Source organism: Acinetobacter marinus (genome assembly GCF_900096915.1).
GTDB classification, from domain to species: domain Bacteria; phylum Pseudomonadota; class Gammaproteobacteria; order Pseudomonadales; family Moraxellaceae; genus Acinetobacter; species Acinetobacter marinus.
Genome location: NZ_FMYK01000005.1, coordinates 138903 through 156381 on the forward strand (window position 1 = coordinate 138903; position 17479 = coordinate 156381).

The following is a 17479-nucleotide window of genomic DNA, read 5'->3' on the forward strand; positions in this document are numbered from 1 at the left end:
ATACCAGCACGGGAAGAAAAACCGTGAAATGCTAGACTAAAGCATAATTTTTAATCGATTAATGCATACTTTCATAGGGCTGTCTGCACTGTTAAATCATTTTTCCGCCATCTGGGCTTTTGGCTTTGGCACGTTGCAAGGCTGGTCGTTGATTGATGCGGGCGAGATATTTTTCCACATTCGGTAGTGCCAAGTCGCTTTGACGTGAACACAAGCCTTCTAACGGGAAAATCATCTGAATATCGGCAAAGCTAAATTGATCCCCTGCAAAGTATTCATGCTGTGCCAAATGCTGTTCGAGAAAGGCAACATGCTCTTTTAAACGGGGTTTTGAAAATTGCTTTTGCAATTGCTCGCCGATGGCACCCGTGATCGGACGAGCAAGGAATGGGACTTTTTTACTACTCAACTGCCCCACCACCAAAGTGAACACCAACAATGGCATCAATGAACCTTCGGCATAGTGCATCCAATAATTGTATTGATTGATACCTTCTGCCGACTGCGGTTTAAATTGATTGTCCGTATCATATTTTGCTTGCAGATGATCCAAAATCACTCCTGATTCTGCAACAACCAAACCATCATCACTAATCACAGGCGCTTTACCGAGTGGATGGACTTTTTTCAGTTCAGGTGGCGCAGACATATTTGGCAAGCGTTGGTAATACTGCATGTCGTAATCGATGCCCAACTCTTCAAGCGCCCAAAGAATCCGAATCGAACGTGAAAATTGTAAATGATGTAGGGTCAGCATATTTTTTCCTTTTTAAACATCCATGAAATTAAACTGTGGAATGACTGATTTACTGTTGAGATTGTTGTTGCCAACGGCGTTGTTGTAAACGTTCCGACTCCACTTCTCGTTTATTCAACGCACGTTGATACAGCACCGTGCCTTTGAGCTCTGGTGGCAAATACTCCTGCATGACAAAATGCTCAGGATAATCATGCGGATAAAGATAATCCACCCCATAGCCTTGCTGTTTCATCAGTTTGGTTGGGGCATTACGAAGATGTAATGGCACTGGCAATTCCGCTGTTTTTTCTGCCAAAGCCAGCGCCCGATTGATCGCCATATAGGTGCTGTTACTCTTGGCACTGGTCGCCAAATACACCGCACATTGCCCAAGCACAATGCGTGCCTCAGGCATGCCGATGGCTTGTACCGAACGGAAACATTCACCTGCCATGAGCAGCGCATTTGGATTGGAGTTGCCAATGTCTTCCGATGCAGCAATCAACATACGCCGTGCAATAAACACAGGATCTTCACCACCTTTAAGCATGCGTGCCATCCAGTACAGCGTCGCATCAGGATCACTACCTCGAATGGATTTGATAAAAGCAGAAATCAGATCGTAATGTTGTTCGCCAGATTTATCATAGCGGGCGATATTTTGCTGAGCGACTTTGACCACCAGCGCATCATTCACCGCATTGTCCTGACTCGGCTCTAAATCGTCCGCAGATGGCAAAGTACTGGCGACCAAATCAATTAAATTTAAGGCTTTACGTGCATCACCAGCGGCGAATTGAATCAGCGCATCCCATTCATCGATGCGAAGCTGACGACTGGCTAAAAATTTGTCCTGCGTTAATGCCTGTCGGATCAGTTGCTGAATCGCCTCATGATCTAAGGCATTTAAGGTATACACCTGACAACGGGACAAGAGCGCACTATTGACTTCAAAAGAGGGATTTTCAGTCGTTGCACCAATTAAGGTAATTTTGCCTTTTTCCACAGCGCCGAGTAGCGCATCTTGTTGTGATTTATTAAAGCGATGAATTTCATCAATAAACACCACTGGCGTGAGTAAATCACCACTTTCAGCGATCACTTCACGCAGTTCTTTCACGCCAGTATTCAGCGCCGATAAACTGACAAAAGGACGATCCACCGCTTGTGCAAGCAATAAGGCAATGGTGGTTTTTCCCACACCTGGCGGTCCCCAAAAGATGATCGAGGGTAGATGCCCTTGATCGATCATCTGACGTAGAGGCGCACCTTCACCCAAGAGATGATCTTGTCCGATGATCTCGTCTAAGCTCCGTGGGCGAATCCGTTCAGGCAGGGGAATTTGATGAGTCGACATAATAGGTCACAACACAAAAAGGCATAGTGCAGTGTACTATGTGTCAGGTACATCTCGCAAAATTAAAACAACGCCCAAGTCAGCGCTTGGGCGTAGATGCCGTCTAAATGCGTATATACAAATTCGTAAGCATGGTCAGCTTACTGTAGATGATTTATGCCACCAAGACCCGTTGCTGTAGTGTTTTCACCGCCTGCTGAGCTTCAAATGCCAAGGCTTTTAAATCCACATTCGGAATCTGATCATCTTCCACCACGACTCGCCCACCGACCAATAAGGCTTTTAAATGCGCTCGCCCTGCACACGCCACAGGACCAATCGCCATATCATGTAGCCCAAAATAACGTGGGTCGTCCAGTGCATAGATGGCAATGTCGGCGACTTTACCCACTTCAATCTGACCAAGATCATCAAGCCCCAAAATGCCTGCACCGCCAGCCGTACCCCAACGAATCACATCTTCGATGCTCGCCGCATCTGCACCACCTTCAAACTGCCCGCCTGCATATTGTGGCGTAGCCAACATGCCTTTACGGGCACGTTGTAGCAACCATGCGGCATGGGTTTCCGACTGCATATCTGCCGCTTCATTGGATGCTGCGCCATCCACCCCAATGGAAATTTGCACCCCTGCTCGCTCTAATGCGACGATGTCAGCAATGCCACTGCCGAGTCGTCCATTGCTTTGCGGGCAATGCGCAATCCCTGTCCGAGTTTGACCTAACAGTTGAATTTCTTCGGGCAATAATTTGACTAAGTGTGCCATCCACACATCTTCCCCAACCCAATCATGTTCTGCACAAAACTGCACTGGTGTCATGCCAAATTTCGCCTGTGCACAATCTAAATAATCCACCGTTTCCGACAGATGTGTATGCATCCGAATGCCAAGTTCACGGGCGATTTTGGCACTTTCTTTGAGCTCGGCGGGTGAGGTGGAATGTAGTGCTGTGGTCGGTGCCATCACTACCCGCTGATACGCATGGGCTGAATCTTGATGATAATGCTTCACCAAGCGTTGCATATCCGCCATATAGGCATCGAATTTTTCAGCTCTCAAGGCTTGGGGCAACTCTGCTTCCAAGCCACGCGTTTGGGTTGCACCACCACGGCACAGCACAAAGCGCATCCCTAGACGCTGTGCTTCATCAAATAAAATCTCCGCCCCATCAAACGGCATATCAGGCCAATACAGATAATGATGATCTGCCACTGTGGCACAGCCCGAACGCAACAGTTCAATCAAGCCAATCCGTGCCGCCAAACGGAAATTATCCGCATCAAATGCACCTCTGAAACGATACGGTGTCGCTGCCAACCACGGCGTTAACGATTGATTCAAGCCCCACGGTTCGCCTTTGAGTAAAGACTGAAACAGATGATGATGGGTATTTACCCACGCAGGATAGACCACACAATCTCTGGCATTGATCACACGCTCATGTGGCAATGCCTCAAGATCATCGCCGATCTCGGTGATCACCCCCGCAGAAATGCGAATATCAGACGCCTGATGTCTGGCTTGTGCACCGTGCATCCCTGTCAAAATGCTGTTGGCGTTTTTAATCAGCACATTTTCTACATGCATCTCATCTGCGTGCATGTCATGTGCTGTGGTTGTTGTATTCATTCAGCTTATTCCTTAGACCATTTCACTTTCATGCCATTTTTTTAAGAAGGCATTGCTCAGCATCGACATCAAAATGTACAGCAACAAACCCGCACAAGTGATCAAAAACAACGCCGCAAACATCAGCGGTAGATTGAGCTGAAAACCTGCTTGTAAAATCTGATACGCCAGACCCGCACTGGTGCCACCTGTGCCTGCGACAAACTCAGCCACCACCGCACCAATCAACGCCAAACCACACGAAATCCGCAAACCACTAAAGAAATACGGCAATGCATTGGGTACACGCAGTTTCATCAAGATCTGCCAACGGCTGGCTTTATTGATTCGAAACAAATTTAATAATCCTGGATTGACACTACGCAGACCCAAGGTGGTATTGGTTAAAATCGGGAAAATCGCCACCAACATCGCACAGACCACCAATGCCAAGGTGGTGTTACTAATCCAAATAATGATTAGCGGTGCGATTGCCACCACAGGAGTCACTTGAAACAAGATCGCATAGGGCATAAAACAGGCTTCGATGACCCGACTTTGTACGAACAGAAACGACACCAACACACCGATTGCAATCGCCATCAAAAATGCCAGCAAGGTAATTTTCATGGTCATCAACAGACTTTGCCAAAGGGTGTGTGCATTGCTGTACAACGCTATGGCAATATCACTCGGTTTTGGCACCAAATAAATCGGCACATCGATCACCCGAAAGACGATCTCCCACACCACCAACAGGCAAACCCCAAAGAAAATGGGCGCAAATACACGTACCGCATTCGGGCGGTTTAATAGAGGTTTAGTCATGATGTGCTCCATGTCCGCTGGCTTGTTCTAAGAGTTGTGAAAGCTGTGCGCATTGCTTGATAAAACCCTCGGAAGTACGAAATGCTTCATCTCGAAGCTCTGGCGCCTCAATCTGCACATCTGCCACCACACGACTCGGACGGGCTTCCATCACAATCACCCGTGACGACAAAAATACCGCTTCGTAAATGCTGTGGGTCACAAAAACTACGGTCAAATCCCGCTCTGCCCACAGACTACGAATATCACTATCGAGCTTATGTCGAGTGAATTCATCCAGTGCACCAAACGGCTCATCCATCAATAATAAATTCGGCTCAGTCACCAAAGCCCGTGCCAAAGACACACGCATCTGCATCCCACCTGACAGCTCTCTTGGATAAGACTTTTCAAAACCACCTAAGCCAACAGACTGTAAGGCTTGACTGACTTTGTCGCTCGATTGCTTTTTGACAATACCTCGTAGATCCAGTGGCAGACGCACATTATCCGCAACCGTCGCCCAAGGCATTAAAGTGGCTTCTTGGAAAACCATCGCCATCCGACACTGCGACTGCATATCCCGTTTGCCATTCCAGCGAATCTGCCCAGCAGAGGGTTGTTCTAAATCCGCAAACATTTTCAGCAAGGTGCTTTTGCCACAACCCGAAGGACCGAGCAAAGAGACGATTTCACCCCGTTCAATATTCAGGTTTAAACGCTGTAATGCGTGTGTGCCATTGGGATAGATTTTTTCGACCCCCGATGCCATCAACATCGGGCGGGCTGTGCTTGTGCTCGGTTCATCTGCATGATCGAGATCAATTGCGGCATTCATCGGGTTCCCCTTTTTCATTTCTGAACTCATTTGCTACCAGACGTTTATCGGCTCAAAGATCGTGGTGCTTCATCTATGTGCTTAATCTATGTGCTTAATCTATGTACTGAATCTTGGTACTGAATTGTGGTACTTCATCGTGCGCATTATTTTCGCTGATTTGCTTCAGGCAAAAATTCCAAAGTAAAGGCTTTTTGCCAATCAGTTTTGGTATCCAACAACCCTGTATCGACCATCATGTCTCGTGTCGCCTGCCAACGTGGTGCGGTCATCACACCAATGCCTTGTGTGGCAGCATCACCACCATCAACCAGTTTTAACGTTTTCATTTGATCCAGCGCAAATGCCAAAAGCTCATCGGTCATCTGCGGATTTTCTTTTTTGATCACTGCATTGGCTAGTGCAGGATTTTCCATGTAGCTTTTCCAACCTTCTGCGGTCGCTGCCACAAAGCGCTTCAACACATCAGGTTTGCTCTGCACCATATCATCACGGGTCACGATGATGCCGCCATAAGTTGGATAACCATCTTTGGCAAAGAGATAAAATTTACTGTTCGGATCGGCTTTTTTCGCTGGCAAGACTTCGGAGGTGGCAAAGGCTTGTTGGGCAGTATTGGCATCAGCAAGGAACGGTTGCAGATTGAATGTATATGGTCGCACCTGAGCATCACTCAGCTGATATTTCGCTTTCAGCCATGGCCACCAGCTGGTCTGACCGCTAGTCGCCACCAAAATGGTTTTGTCTTTTAAATCCGCCAAACTTTTCACATCACCGTGGGTAATAATGCCTTGCGGATCATATTGAAATGATGATGCAATCGCTTTAACAGGCAAGCCTTGCTCAATCCCCTTGAGCACCTGAAGATCATAATTGACGATCAGATCGGTCTTCTTTGACATCAGTAAGGTCATGCCATTAATCTGTGGGCCGCCTTGTTTAATGGTGACATCCAATCCGTATTTTTTATAAATGTCCGTTTCTGCGGCTTGATAATAGCCACCGTGTTCCGCTTGTGGATACCACGAGGTCGTCAATGTGATGTGATCTAATGGCTTGCTCGACTCAGCAGTGTTATCTGCTGCGCTACTGGTCGGCGTTTCAGACTTTGAACAAGCCACCAGCATGGTTGAACTCAACAATACCGCTGAAACTACCATTTTAAAAGAAAGGTGCTTTGGATACGTGCTGTGAATCATCGGTGCCCCCGAAAGTATTAGGTCTAGATTACAATGGGGAAGTCCACAGACTCTCTGCAAGGCATACGCCCTATTCCCCATTGAGGAACAGCTTTTGCTGCAGAGCAATGTCCCATGTATTGTGCAAACTTTGCACCGCACACTAACCGCTTATACTCAATATTGATTCTGCAAACAGCATGCCAATTCATGCATTTAAATTTAATATTTTGTTTTTAAAAAAGATTTTATGATTTAAACACAATACTATGCAGATTGGTCAGACCGCACGCACAAAATAAGTGCAACTTTTCCAGAAAATGACTTAATTTGCTGGCATGAGATTTGCTAAATAACTAATTGAGAGTAGAAGCTGTCAACGCACGTGCATGAGATTTTTTTTGAAATTTTCAGCATCGTGCTGTGGGTCATTGCTCCAATACGTTGCTGTTGATTGCCTGAACTAGAGGAGATCAGCAGTCACGTGATTGACATTGGATCTGCACAAGTGAACCGCTCAACGAAACGCTTTCGATGACTTATGAAGTGTTGTCTTGCGTGAAATGTGCAGATTATTCCCAAACTATTTCTCAGGAATCGCACATGAATCAGACTAACCCGACTACACCTCAATCCAACTACAGCCTTGATGAGCTCAATAAAGAGTCCCGCATGGGGAGCTTTGGTACAGAAACCGCACGTGAAGTGCGCATTATTGATTTGTCTAATTTTGAGTCCCGTAAACATGAAATCGCCGAGCAACTTTGGCAAGCTGCCATTGAAATTGGCTTTTTCCAATTGGAAAATCACGGCATTCCTCAGCAAGACATAGACCATGCCTTTGCCATGACCGAACAATTTTTTGCCTTGCCCAATGCGGTCAAAGCGCAATATCCGTTACATCGTAATGCAGGCTGGGAAAGCCGTGCCCAGATTCGCCCATCGACCAAGACCGCAGATCAAAAAGAGTCTTATCAAATTACCCGTCCACGCATGCAAGGGCTGTGGCCTACTGAGACGGAGCTGGCAAATTTTCAAGCAGATATGCTGCATTTTGAACAGCAATGCTGGACGGTGGGCATGCAGGTATTATCGTGTTTTGCCTATAAGCTAGGTTTTGAAACAGACTTCTTCCGTCATGCGCATGATCCAAGCCAAGCCGAATACCAAAGCACCTTACGCATGTTGCACTACTATGCGGTCGACCCTGCACTGCAAGACCAACTCGGCTTATGGCGAGCGGGTGCGCATACCGATTTTGATTGTCTGACCTTACTGTTTCAGCGTGAAGGTCAAGGTGGACTGCAAGTTTGTCCTGGCAAAGACATGGACAGTCAGACGTGGACTAGTATTGTGCCACGTAATGATGTGATTACCTGCAATATTGGTGACATGCTGACCCGTTGGAGTGATGATATTTTACCGTCTAATTTTCATCGGGTGAAAAACCCTGCACCAGATGAATATCAAGGTGCACGTTATAGTTTGGCATTTTTCTGCCAAGCCAATGAGGACATTATGATCGAAAGTCCTTTGCAAAAATATCCAGCGATTAGTGCCAAAGATTATTTACAACAACGGGTCAGTGCCAACTTTTCAGGTAAATATTAACTTTTCAGCATTTCCCTTTCACATCAAAAAGAGCCAGTTTTGGCTCTTTTTTACTTATGGATATTTCCCATTTTGTGGTTTGTTGCTGATGACTAAACTCAATCAAACTAAGGTGTCATTTTCAACAGTTTTCCTTGCGCACCATCTTGGATAATCCAAAGCGTTCCATCATTAGCGGCAAGCACACCACGAATACGCTCACCCATGTCTAAACGCTGTACTTCTTTGGCGACAGGTTGCGTCAGATCAACAATCACGATGGACTGAGAAGACAAACCACCAATGACCGCTTTGCCTTGCCAAAGTGGAAATTGATCGCCTTGGTAAATAATCATACTCGACGGTGAAATCACAGGCGTCCAACTGATGGCTGGGGCTTGAAACTCAGGGCGTGTGCGATGTTCTGGAATCGGACGACCATCATAATGATTGCCTTCTGAGACCAATGGATAACCATAATTTGCACCCTTTTTGATCAAGTTCAGTTCATCGCCACCTTCAGGTCCCATCTCGACGATCCAAAGTTGACCTTGTAAATCCAGCGCCATACCCAGCGGATTACGATGTCCAAGCGACCAAATCTGCTGAGCTACGCCTGCTTGCCCTGCAAAGGGATTCCCCTCGGCAGGTGTCCCATCCTCATTCAAGCGTAGAATTTTCCCCAAATTACTCGTCATATCCTGCGCAGGATCAAAGTGTTGACGCTCACCCGATGCCACCCAGAGTTTATCCTCATAATCAAACAGCATGCGATGTCCATAATGCCCTTGTCCTGACATTTTCGGCACTTGTTCCCAGATTTTTTCAAGATTGATGAGTTTCGGTTGTTGTGGGTTGCTGAGGTCGAGTTTTGCCCGAGAAATTTCTGCACCATAATCGCCCTGACCCTGTACTGCATAGCTCAGATAGACCCAGTGATTATCGGCAAAATGTGGGTGCACGACGACATCACCAAGTCCGCCTTGTCCACCATAAGCCACTTTCGGTACACCTTGTACATCAAGGGTTTGTTTAGATGTTGGATCGAAAAGTTTCAGTTTGCCTTGTCGCTCTGTAATCAATAATCTGCCATCAGGCAGTTTTGCGATCGCCCACGGCTCATTAAATGTTGCAATATCTTCAACCTGATATTTTTGCTGGATTTGACTGGCATTTGCAGTGTTATCACTGCTTGGTTCTTGTGCTGATGCCGTTTGTGCTGTGGATTTTGGTGAGGAACATGCACTCAATAGCAAGGTCCCGCTGAGCGCAAATAGCATCCCTGCGTACTTGAGCGTATTCACTTTCGATTCAGACAACCGCCATGCTGAAAACGGTTGACGATAAAACTTCAAATCCATCTGACACACTCCATCTCATTTGACACGTGATCATCAGCATACGGGATTTTATAAAGTCTGCATATTAAGGCTGTGTTAATGGCAAAAACTGATGACAAGATTTCGCCCTTGTTCACTTATCCTTTCTTAAGTCTATTCGCTCGATAGACCGCCATGATGATCGGCAATGCAGCAACGATGAGCAAGACAACATCCCACACACCATCGACCAAAATCATCCCGATAATGCCTGCCATACTCACCACGCAGAGCAACCACAAGGTATTTAAATTATTCCACAGTTGCATTGCGATCTCCTTTGAGATTTTTTTTGTTTGCGTTTTGCCCACCATAGCCACGCCCCATTCACCGTGATAAACAAGGTCATCAACGTACACAGTGTCCACAATAGCTTTAAAGCCAACCCGCCATAGTTGCCAAAATGGAGCGGTTGCGACAGGAATATCGCTTTCAAATACACAGGAATATCTTCCACCGTGGTCAGCTCACCCGTACCCGCATCGACCAAAGCAATGCGTAAGAGTTTTTCCTGAATCCCCTCACTGCCTTGGAGCAAGACCAAATAGTGCCCCTGCGTCGAGTATTCCGAGGTTGGGTAATAGACCGAGGTCGGATGCCAACCTTGCGAACCTGACGCCGCCGCTTGATAAACTTGATCAATCTGCACATTTGGATTGATGGTTTTTGCCGCTGCATAAGTCTGCTGTAAGCGTTGCAACTCGGTCATCTGCCAGACACCGATCGCCACCGTACCAATGCCGAGTAAAAAACCTGTAATCGTGACCACCAATGCCCAACCCAGTACCGCAGAGCCGATTAAATTATGCAGATCCAGCTGGAAAATCCGTGCGCCTTTTTGTCGTCGAATAATGCCGAACAGAAACTTCTTCACATAAGGTGCATAGACCACCAAGCCAGAAACTAAAGATAGGAAGACCAATAAAGCAATCAGCGCCCCGATCAGCTCACCGATAAAGCCCATAAACCACTGCGCATGGAGCTCAAGTAAAAATCCTGTCAGTGTTTCCCGAGAGTTTGGCGCTTCCACCAGTTTCGCTGCAGGCACATCGGCATAGAGCCAACGGGCATCACGAACCCCTTTGCCTTCTTCGACCATCCCGATCAGCATCACCCCAGGATGATGATCTTCATCGATTGAGGTCATGATCACTTTTTCATTGGGATACGCCTGCTGTGCAGCTTTGATCGAGTCTGAAAATGGACGATGCTCACCATTGACACTGATCGAGGCGGTCGGCTCATGTCCGAGCGCATGATCAATCTCCTCATGGAAAATCAGGATCACCCCAGTGATCGACAAGATCGCAAAAGGAATCACCACGATCAAACTGATCCAGCGGTGAATCCACAAATTGCTGCGATACCATCTCGAGTGGCTGGCTTTAACCGATTTTGATTTATCCAAAGATGATGCGGATTGAGCATCTGAAGCAGTGACTTTTTTCCCAAACATGACGTAATTTTTATTTAAATAATAATGAGATTGATTATAATTCATTTTTATGACAGTACAAATTTTTCTTGATCTGCTGTACTGTGATCGAATCAAACCTTTGAATTGTGGTTAAAATCGTTTTGAAAATCATGCGTTGTGCTTTTATGAATTCTTTGAAATCTGCCCGTATCACATCGTTAAGCATGTACTTAATCTGTGGGCTGTGTCTGATGATGGGCAAGGTTAATGCGACTGAGATGACGCTTACGCCAACGCTACAAACACCAAGCATAGCGATTGAAAAAGGCATCACACTGGCAGGTGGCACACGCAATCAGCAATTTAAACTCAGCAACCCCTCCAATCAACGTCAATATTTGATACAAGTTTATCAAAGCCAAACACCCGCACCGAAAGCAGGATTTCCAGTGATTTATCTGCTCGATGGCAACGCTGCATTTCCCTATGCCTCTGTAATGGCACAAGCGATTGAGTTCAGTTATGCACGTCATCATCAGGCGCCACCATTGATTGTGGCGATCGGCTATGACATTGATAGCACCATTGATGTTAAGGCACGCACCTTTGACTATACCCCACCGATTCAAGGTGAATTGATCAGCCCCGAAAATCGTCCCAACCCACCCTATCCGATCGGCGGTGCTGAACAGTTTTATCAGTTTATTCAAACGCAACTGAAACCCTTCATTGCCAAGCATTATCCTGTCGATGTACAGCAACAAAGCCTTTTTGGGCATTCTTATGGCGGATTATTCACTTTATTTACAATGCTCAATCATCCCGACGCATTTCAGCACTACTATGCTGCCAGTCCGTCGATCTGGTGGCATGATGACTACCTGATCAAGCAAGCACAATTATTTCAAAAAAAGTATAAACCTTCAGGTATGGAACAACCGATAACTGTGCATTTAAGCGTTGGTGAAGAAGAACTTAAAGAACACCTGCCACAGTCGGCTCAAGTCGAGAAAAATACAGATATTGCTCGCTTTGCAAATACATTATCAAACATCAAAAACATGCAGATCACGCAACAGGTGATCGCCGATGCCAGCCATTTTGAAGCAATGTTCCCTGCCATCAATCATGCCCTCAATCGCATCTTGGATCACGCAGTGCAGGACAGCCAATCCAAATAAAGTGAAAATTGCGAGCTGAGGTTAACTAATCTAACGCACCCAGCGAATCACGTGCGCTTCGATGTCTTCTTCTGCAACGGCATTTTCTGAGACACAGCGATTAGCGACGGATTTTTTAGCACGAATCACGCTACTTCGATCACCACTGATCAGATGATGCCAGCGTGGCAAATCTTTGCCTTCATGCACACGACGATAACCACAGGTCGATGGCAACCATTTGATTTGACTTAATAACGCAGGGCTGAGTTGAATACAGTCGGGTACGAATTGTTGTCGATGGGGATAATCACTGCATGCACCCGTACTACAATCCAAGAGTTTACACGCGACATTGGTATAGACTACTTCGCCACTGTCTTCATCTTCGAGTTTGATCAGACAGCATTGACCACAACCATCACAGAGTGCTTCCCATTCGGTGCGATTGAGCTGTTCGAGCGCATATAAGCGCCAAAACTCTGGTCGAAGCGCAGGGGTGCGGTCAGCGTCATCTTGTGCATGTTGCTCGGTCATTGTTAAATACGTTTTACTAAATTTTGCCTATTGTAACAGCAATTTACGCCAAAACATGACGAACTTATCCAGATCACCTCGCTCATAACCCGCAATATGCAAGCATTTATCGCAAATTTTTCCTGTCATTTCAGCTGATTTGCATCGAACATATTTTATACAAAAGCAAAACTTCTCGCACAGTTTCATAACATATTCAAAGACATAATCACTTTAATATGGAAATACAAAAATTCTTACAGGGAGAAAACTTATGTTTCGTTGGGCCATTATTTTTGCGGTGGTTGCTCTGATCGCAAGCGTATTAGGATTCGGTGGTGTCGCTGGTCTGTCTAAAGACTTTGCAGTGATTTTCCTCGTCGTTGCCGTGATCTTGTTTATCGTGGGCTTTATTTCTCGAGGCAAAGTTTAAATACTGCACCGTTTCAGCATGAAATGTATAAAATCACATTTATACACATAAAAAGGCAATCTTCGGATTGCCTTTTTTGTGCTGAGTTTTTATAACATGATGTTTATCCGTGCGTTTTTAGGCGAATCAAGACACATTATCACGCTGAAACATGCTCTACATGCACCACGTAATTTCAACAAATTCAAAATCATAGGATCAACACCATGTCGGACTACAACACTACGCAAAAAAACATCAGCATTCGAGAAATCCAATACCAAGACAGCAAAGGGCAAAATCTTGTCGGTTTTTTTGCCTCTCCAGAAGGTGAAAGCAATCTTGCTGCCGTGTTGGTCTGCCCAGAATGGTGGGGGCGCAATGACTATGTGGAAAATCGTGTCCGTCAATTGGCAGAATATGGTTTTGCTGCCTTTGCGATCGATATGTATGGCGACAAAAAAATTGCTGAAGATGCCAGCCAAGCCAACGAATATATGATGTCGACCTTTGACCCTGAAAACATCGTGGTCGACCGTGCCACAGCAGCGCTCAATACTTTAACGGCACAACCAGAAGTCGATGCCAGTCGTATTGCTGCGATCGGTTTTTGTTATGGGGGTAAGGTTGCCCTTGATCTGGCACGTTCTGGCGCAGATTTAAAAGCAGTGGCGACCTTCCATGCCAACCTCAGTGCACAAACCCCAGCACAAGAAGGAACCTTTAAAGCGGAAGTGGTGGTGGCGCACGGACAAGAAGACAGCATGGTCAGCCTTGAGGATGTCGACGCCTTTAAACAAGAAATGCAACATGCCAAAGTCAAACATCGTGTCGATATTTACCCGAATGCAAAACACGGTTTCACCAATCCAGCCGCCGATGAAAATGCTCGTAAAAATGGCGTTGATCTTGGCTATGATGCGCTCGCAGAAGCGGAATCGATGGATGCGTTATATGCGTTACTAGATCGTGTTTTAAAGTAACCATGACATAATTTGGTTAAAATCCACCCAAAACTAGACAATGCTTTTTGAGAATAATGCCAACCAATTGGCAGCCATAGCATTGTCTTACAAATTTTAAGTAATAATATTTCCTATTTAGACCTGCGTATTTTATAAACAAATGAAAGCAATGAAATCGAGGAAGAATTATGAATATTGTACAGGACTGCCCTTTTTGCCAAGATTTAGACGCCAATTTGATCTATCAAAATGATTTTGGTCGAATTGTCTATGACGATAACCCTGTGTCCAAAGGACATTGTTTGATCATTCCGCATCAGCATCTGACCTCGTTCTTTGATGCTTCTGAGGAAGATCGTAAAGAATTTATGGTGCTATTGGAGCTGGCACGCAACGAAGTCAAAATGGTCTATCAACCTGATGGTTTTCATATCGGTTTTAGCGACGGTGAAATCAGCCAACAACGCATCGATCATCTACACATTCACTTGATTCCACGCTATGCGCATCAGCCTTTGATTTTGGATGATCGTTGGGGCATGAAAGTCGATCGTGCGATGATCGCTTAAGTTTTACAGTGCTTAATTTTTACGATGCTTAAGTTTGACGCTGATGGATTAAATATCCACTGATCGATATTACTCTATAGCATGCAATACACACCAATAGCTGATGTTAAAATCGGCTATTGGGCTGTTGTAAGAACGCAAGCTCTTCTGTGCTAGAGGTTCTCCCTAGCACAACATTACGGTGTGGATAGCGCCCAAAACGGTCGATAATGTCTTTATGCCGTTTCTCAAAATCCAAGGTCACATCATCACCCAAACGCTGAAACAGCTTATAGCCAAATTCATGCACATATGCCGATTCGCTATGCATAAACGGCATATACATAAACTTGCGCAAAATCGGGCTGAGTTGCTGATCCAACTTCAAGCTGATCGCCTCTTGCGCCAGTGCTAGCGCCATGCCATCCTGCGCAAAGGCATCTGCATGCTCTCGAAATAAATTCCTTGAAAATTGATCTAAAACAATAATTTCAGCGAGTCGTCCTTCTACCGTGCTCCGCCACCCCCACAATTCACCTTGTCTGGCACGCTGGTGGATCGTCCCAAATTGCTCATGAATACGCTGATCAAAATCATCGGATTGCGCAAACCAAAATGCTTGATGATCCGCATCAAACCAAAACTCCAAAACCTGTTGTGCTTGCATGGTGTTATGTCCTTTTTGCACAAAATATCAGTCCATTATCATCACAAATTTATCCTATTTTATCGTTTGAGTTTGTGTTAAAAACGGATGCATTATTTTTCCTTTGCCAGCAGTCGCATCAGACCGTTATATTTCCGCTATAATGTGCTGCTGTTACGCCAGTTGAGAGTCTATATGACCACGCCATCGAATAACATAAAGCACATACTTGATCAGATTGATTACACGTTTTTTCAAGACATGCAACGTGGTATAGAACGTGAAAGCCTGCGCATGCAAGCCAATGGTTTTTTGTCACAACAGGCGCATCCGATGGCACTTGGCGCAGCGTTGACGCACCCAACGATTACCACCGATTATTCTGAGGCGTTGCTGGAATTCATCACCCCGCCGACCAAAAGCATTACTGACACTTTAAGCATTTTAAAAGATATTCACAGCTTTACTTATCAGCATTTACCAGAAGGTGAAAGTCTGTGGTCGCTGTCGATGCCTTGTATGCTTGACAGCCAAGATGAAAATATTCCGATTGCTCAATATGGCACATCGAATCTCGGACAATTCAAAACTTTATACCGCAAAGGTTTGGCGGTGCGTTATGGACGTCGTATGCAGACCATTTCTGGGGTGCATTACAACCTGTCTTTTCCTGATGAATTGTTTGCCACCTTGCAACAACAAGAAAGCGATTTGACCTTAAAAAATCTCAGCTTACAAGATTATCGTAGTCATCGTTATTTTGGCTTGATTCGCAATTTCTTGCGTCAAATTCCGTTAGTGATTTATCTGCTTGGCGCAAGTCCAAGTATTTGCCGTTGCTTTGTCACTGGACGTGAGCACAATTTGCAAGAATTGGTCAAAGGCACCATGTATTTACCGCATGCTACGGCACTGCGCATGGGTAAACTTGGCTACCAAAATTCTGCACAGCGCAAATTGGGCATTCACTACAACAATTTATCAGGCTATTTGGCGGGTATTCGTGAAGCCACGCAGTGTAGTTATCCTGAATTTACAGCGCTGGGGCTGGACGATGCCGATGGCAATCCAATTCAAATTAATGATCATGTCTTGCAAATTGAAAATGAATATTACAGCGTGATCCGCCCTAAGCAAACGCCACAAGCTGGTGAATCGCCTTCCGATGCTTTACAGGCACGTGGTGTTGCTTACGTGGAACTGCGAGCAGTCGATGTCAATCCATTTAGCCCGATTGGTATCAATGCCGATACTGCCAGCTTTTTGGAGACTTTGGCGCTATATTGCTTGCTGAGCGACAGCCCTGAAATTGATGAAGCAGAACAAGCCATGCTCGATCGCAATCAATTGCTGGTGGTCGAGCGTGGGCGTGAACCACAGCTTCAAATTGAACAGCCAACGTCAGGCGATACAACCACTCAGGTTGATTTCCAAACTTGGATACAACAACAGCTGAATGCCATGCAACCTTGTGCCAGTATCCTTGATCAAGCACTGGGGCAACAAACATCTGCATCCGAAGCACTGTATCAATCTGCATGGGCATTAATGCAAGCCCGTAGTCTGGATTCATCTAAGACATTGTCAGCGCAAATGTTGCAGCAGACCACGGAACTTGGCGGAACGTGGGCATTTGGCGCAAATCTCGCTGCACAATATCAGGAATATTATCAATCGCATACGCTTTCTGCCGACACACAGCAGCAGTTTGAACAGGCAGCGACCGAATCATTAAAAGCACAACAACAACTTGAAGCGCAAACACACATCAGCTTTCAAGATTATCTCAAACCTTATCGTCGCTTGACGGAGCAACATTCATGCGTATCAGCTATCGTTTAGGTCATACTATTTTATTTTTAGGCAGTGTGATCGGCATTGCCTTTGCTTTATTTTTGGAGCATTTTCAGGGATTAAACCCATGCCCGCTGTGCGTGTTCCAACGGGTTGGTTTGATCGGAATGGGGATATTTAGCCTCATTGCGCTATTACACAATCCGAAAAATCATTGGCTAAAGCGATTCTACAGTTTACTTTCAACCGTAGCGATCGGCTGGTCAGTCGGTGTGGCTGCACGCCATGTTTGGTTACAACATTTACCTGCAGACCAAGTGCCGTCATGTGGCCCTGGTTTAGACTATTTGGTCGAAGCCTTGCCATTTAAAGCAGTATTGCAACAGGTACTGTCTGGCTCAGGTGAATGTGCGGTGATCGACTGGACATTCCTCGGGCAATCTTTGCCGTTTTGGTCGCTGATTTTCTTTAGCGTCTTGTTATTGATCAACTTGTGGTTGTTGTTTAGACCCTATAAATAGCAC

The 17479-nt window shown here is 45.6% G+C and carries 18 protein-coding genes; 7 read left to right on the forward strand and 11 right to left on the reverse strand.

Annotated features, from left to right (window positions below):
• Nucleotides 1-91 precede the first annotated feature (91 nt).
• The 6 genes from BLQ60_RS10390 to BLQ60_RS10415 form a co-directional block, all read right to left on the reverse strand.
• Complete coding sequence (locus BLQ60_RS10390) at nt 92-757, reverse strand: glutathione S-transferase family protein (protein WP_092619936.1); 666 nt, start codon at nt 755-757, stop codon at nt 92-94.
• Nucleotides 758-806: 49 nt separating this feature from the next.
• Nucleotides 807-2096, reverse strand: a complete 1290-nt coding sequence (locus BLQ60_RS10395; protein WP_092619939.1) for a replication-associated recombination protein A — start codon at nt 2094-2096, stop codon at nt 807-809.
• A 154-nt stretch (nt 2097-2250) separates the two neighbouring features.
• Nucleotides 2251-3684: an amidohydrolase family protein gene (locus BLQ60_RS10400; RefSeq protein WP_378235180.1), complete on the reverse strand. Its 1434-nt coding sequence runs from the start codon at nt 3682-3684 to the stop codon at nt 2251-2253.
• Nucleotides 3685-3738: 54 nt separating this feature from the next.
• The gene (locus tag BLQ60_RS10405) at nt 3739-4533 is read right to left on the reverse strand and encodes an ABC transporter permease (RefSeq protein WP_092619942.1); all 795 of its coding nucleotides are present in this window, start codon (nt 4531-4533) and stop codon (nt 3739-3741) included.
• Nucleotides 4526-5350, reverse strand: a complete 825-nt coding sequence (locus tag BLQ60_RS10410; protein ID WP_171259099.1) for an ABC transporter ATP-binding protein — start codon at nt 5348-5350, stop codon at nt 4526-4528. The genes BLQ60_RS10405 and BLQ60_RS10410 overlap by 8 nt, the downstream gene beginning before the upstream one ends.
• A gap of 146 nt (nt 5351-5496) precedes the next feature.
• Nucleotides 5497-6477 (reverse strand): ABC transporter substrate-binding protein, encoded by a 981-nt coding sequence (locus BLQ60_RS10415; protein ID WP_213030475.1) that lies wholly within the window; start codon nt 6475-6477, stop codon nt 5497-5499.
• A gap of 654 nt (nt 6478-7131) precedes the next feature.
• Here BLQ60_RS10415 and BLQ60_RS10420 point away from each other — a divergent pair.
• Nucleotides 7132-8139 carry an isopenicillin N synthase family dioxygenase gene (locus tag BLQ60_RS10420; RefSeq protein WP_092619951.1) on the forward strand — a complete coding sequence of 336 codons (1008 nt, stop codon included), beginning with the start codon at nt 7132-7134 and terminating at the stop codon, nt 8137-8139.
• A 107-nt stretch (nt 8140-8246) separates the two neighbouring features.
• On the opposite strand, the gene BLQ60_RS10425 is transcribed toward BLQ60_RS10420, so the two are convergent.
• From BLQ60_RS10425 to BLQ60_RS10430, 3 genes are all read right to left on the reverse strand, one after another.
• The gene (locus tag BLQ60_RS10425; protein WP_092620045.1) at nt 8247-9398 is read right to left on the reverse strand and encodes a PQQ-dependent sugar dehydrogenase; all 1152 of its coding nucleotides are present in this window, start codon (nt 9396-9398) and stop codon (nt 8247-8249) included.
• A gap of 197 nt (nt 9399-9595) precedes the next feature.
• Complete coding sequence (locus BLQ60_RS14080; protein WP_171259097.1) at nt 9596-9766, reverse strand: hypothetical protein; 171 nt, start codon at nt 9764-9766, stop codon at nt 9596-9598.
• Nucleotides 9745-10998, reverse strand: coding sequence for a PepSY-associated TM helix domain-containing protein (locus BLQ60_RS10430; RefSeq protein ID WP_244516026.1), 1254 nt, complete (start codon nt 10996-10998; stop codon nt 9745-9747). The genes BLQ60_RS14080 and BLQ60_RS10430 overlap by 22 nt, the downstream gene beginning before the upstream one ends.
• 101 nt (nt 10999-11099) lie before the next feature.
• Here BLQ60_RS10430 and BLQ60_RS10435 point away from each other — a divergent pair, with 101 nt between their 5' ends.
• A complete protein-coding gene (locus tag BLQ60_RS10435) occupies nt 11100-12095 on the forward strand; it encodes an alpha/beta hydrolase (protein ID WP_171259098.1) in 996 nt (331 codons plus the stop codon).
• A 30-nt stretch (nt 12096-12125) separates the two neighbouring features.
• On the opposite strand, the gene BLQ60_RS10440 is transcribed toward BLQ60_RS10435, so the two are convergent.
• On the reverse strand, nt 12126-12611 hold the full coding sequence (locus BLQ60_RS10440) for a YcgN family cysteine cluster protein (RefSeq protein WP_092619957.1): 486 nt from the start codon (nt 12609-12611) through the stop codon (nt 12126-12128).
• A gap of 253 nt (nt 12612-12864) precedes the next feature.
• Between BLQ60_RS10440 and BLQ60_RS10445 the strand changes: the two genes are divergently transcribed.
• From BLQ60_RS10445 to BLQ60_RS10455, 3 genes are all read left to right on the forward strand, one after another.
• Complete coding sequence (locus BLQ60_RS10445; RefSeq protein WP_092619960.1) at nt 12865-13023, forward strand: DUF1328 domain-containing protein; 159 nt, start codon at nt 12865-12867, stop codon at nt 13021-13023.
• 206 nt (nt 13024-13229) lie between these two features.
• Nucleotides 13230-13985 carry a dienelactone hydrolase family protein gene (locus BLQ60_RS10450; RefSeq protein ID WP_092619963.1) on the forward strand — a complete coding sequence of 252 codons (756 nt, stop codon included), beginning with the start codon at nt 13230-13232 and terminating at the stop codon, nt 13983-13985.
• A gap of 170 nt (nt 13986-14155) precedes the next feature.
• Entirely contained in the window at nt 14156-14536 is a 381-nt protein-coding gene (locus BLQ60_RS10455; protein WP_092619966.1) for an HIT family protein, read from the forward strand.
• 106 nt (nt 14537-14642) lie between these two features.
• Here BLQ60_RS10455 and BLQ60_RS10460 read toward each other — a convergent pair whose 3' ends face one another.
• The gene (locus tag BLQ60_RS10460) at nt 14643-15182 is read right to left on the reverse strand and encodes a DUF924 family protein (RefSeq protein ID WP_092619969.1); all 540 of its coding nucleotides are present in this window, start codon (nt 15180-15182) and stop codon (nt 14643-14645) included.
• 174 nt (nt 15183-15356) lie between these two features.
• On the opposite strand from BLQ60_RS10460, the gene gshA reads away from it, so the two are divergent.
• Nucleotides 15357-17003 (forward strand): glutamate--cysteine ligase, encoded by a 1647-nt coding sequence (gshA, locus tag BLQ60_RS10465; RefSeq protein WP_092619972.1) that lies wholly within the window; start codon nt 15357-15359, stop codon nt 17001-17003.
• Nucleotides 16982-17476 carry a disulfide bond formation protein B gene (locus tag BLQ60_RS10470; RefSeq protein ID WP_092619975.1) on the forward strand — a complete coding sequence of 165 codons (495 nt, stop codon included), beginning with the start codon at nt 16982-16984 and terminating at the stop codon, nt 17474-17476. Before gshA ends, BLQ60_RS10470 begins: the two co-directional genes overlap by 22 nt.
• The last annotated feature ends 3 nt before the right edge of the window (nt 17477-17479 follow it).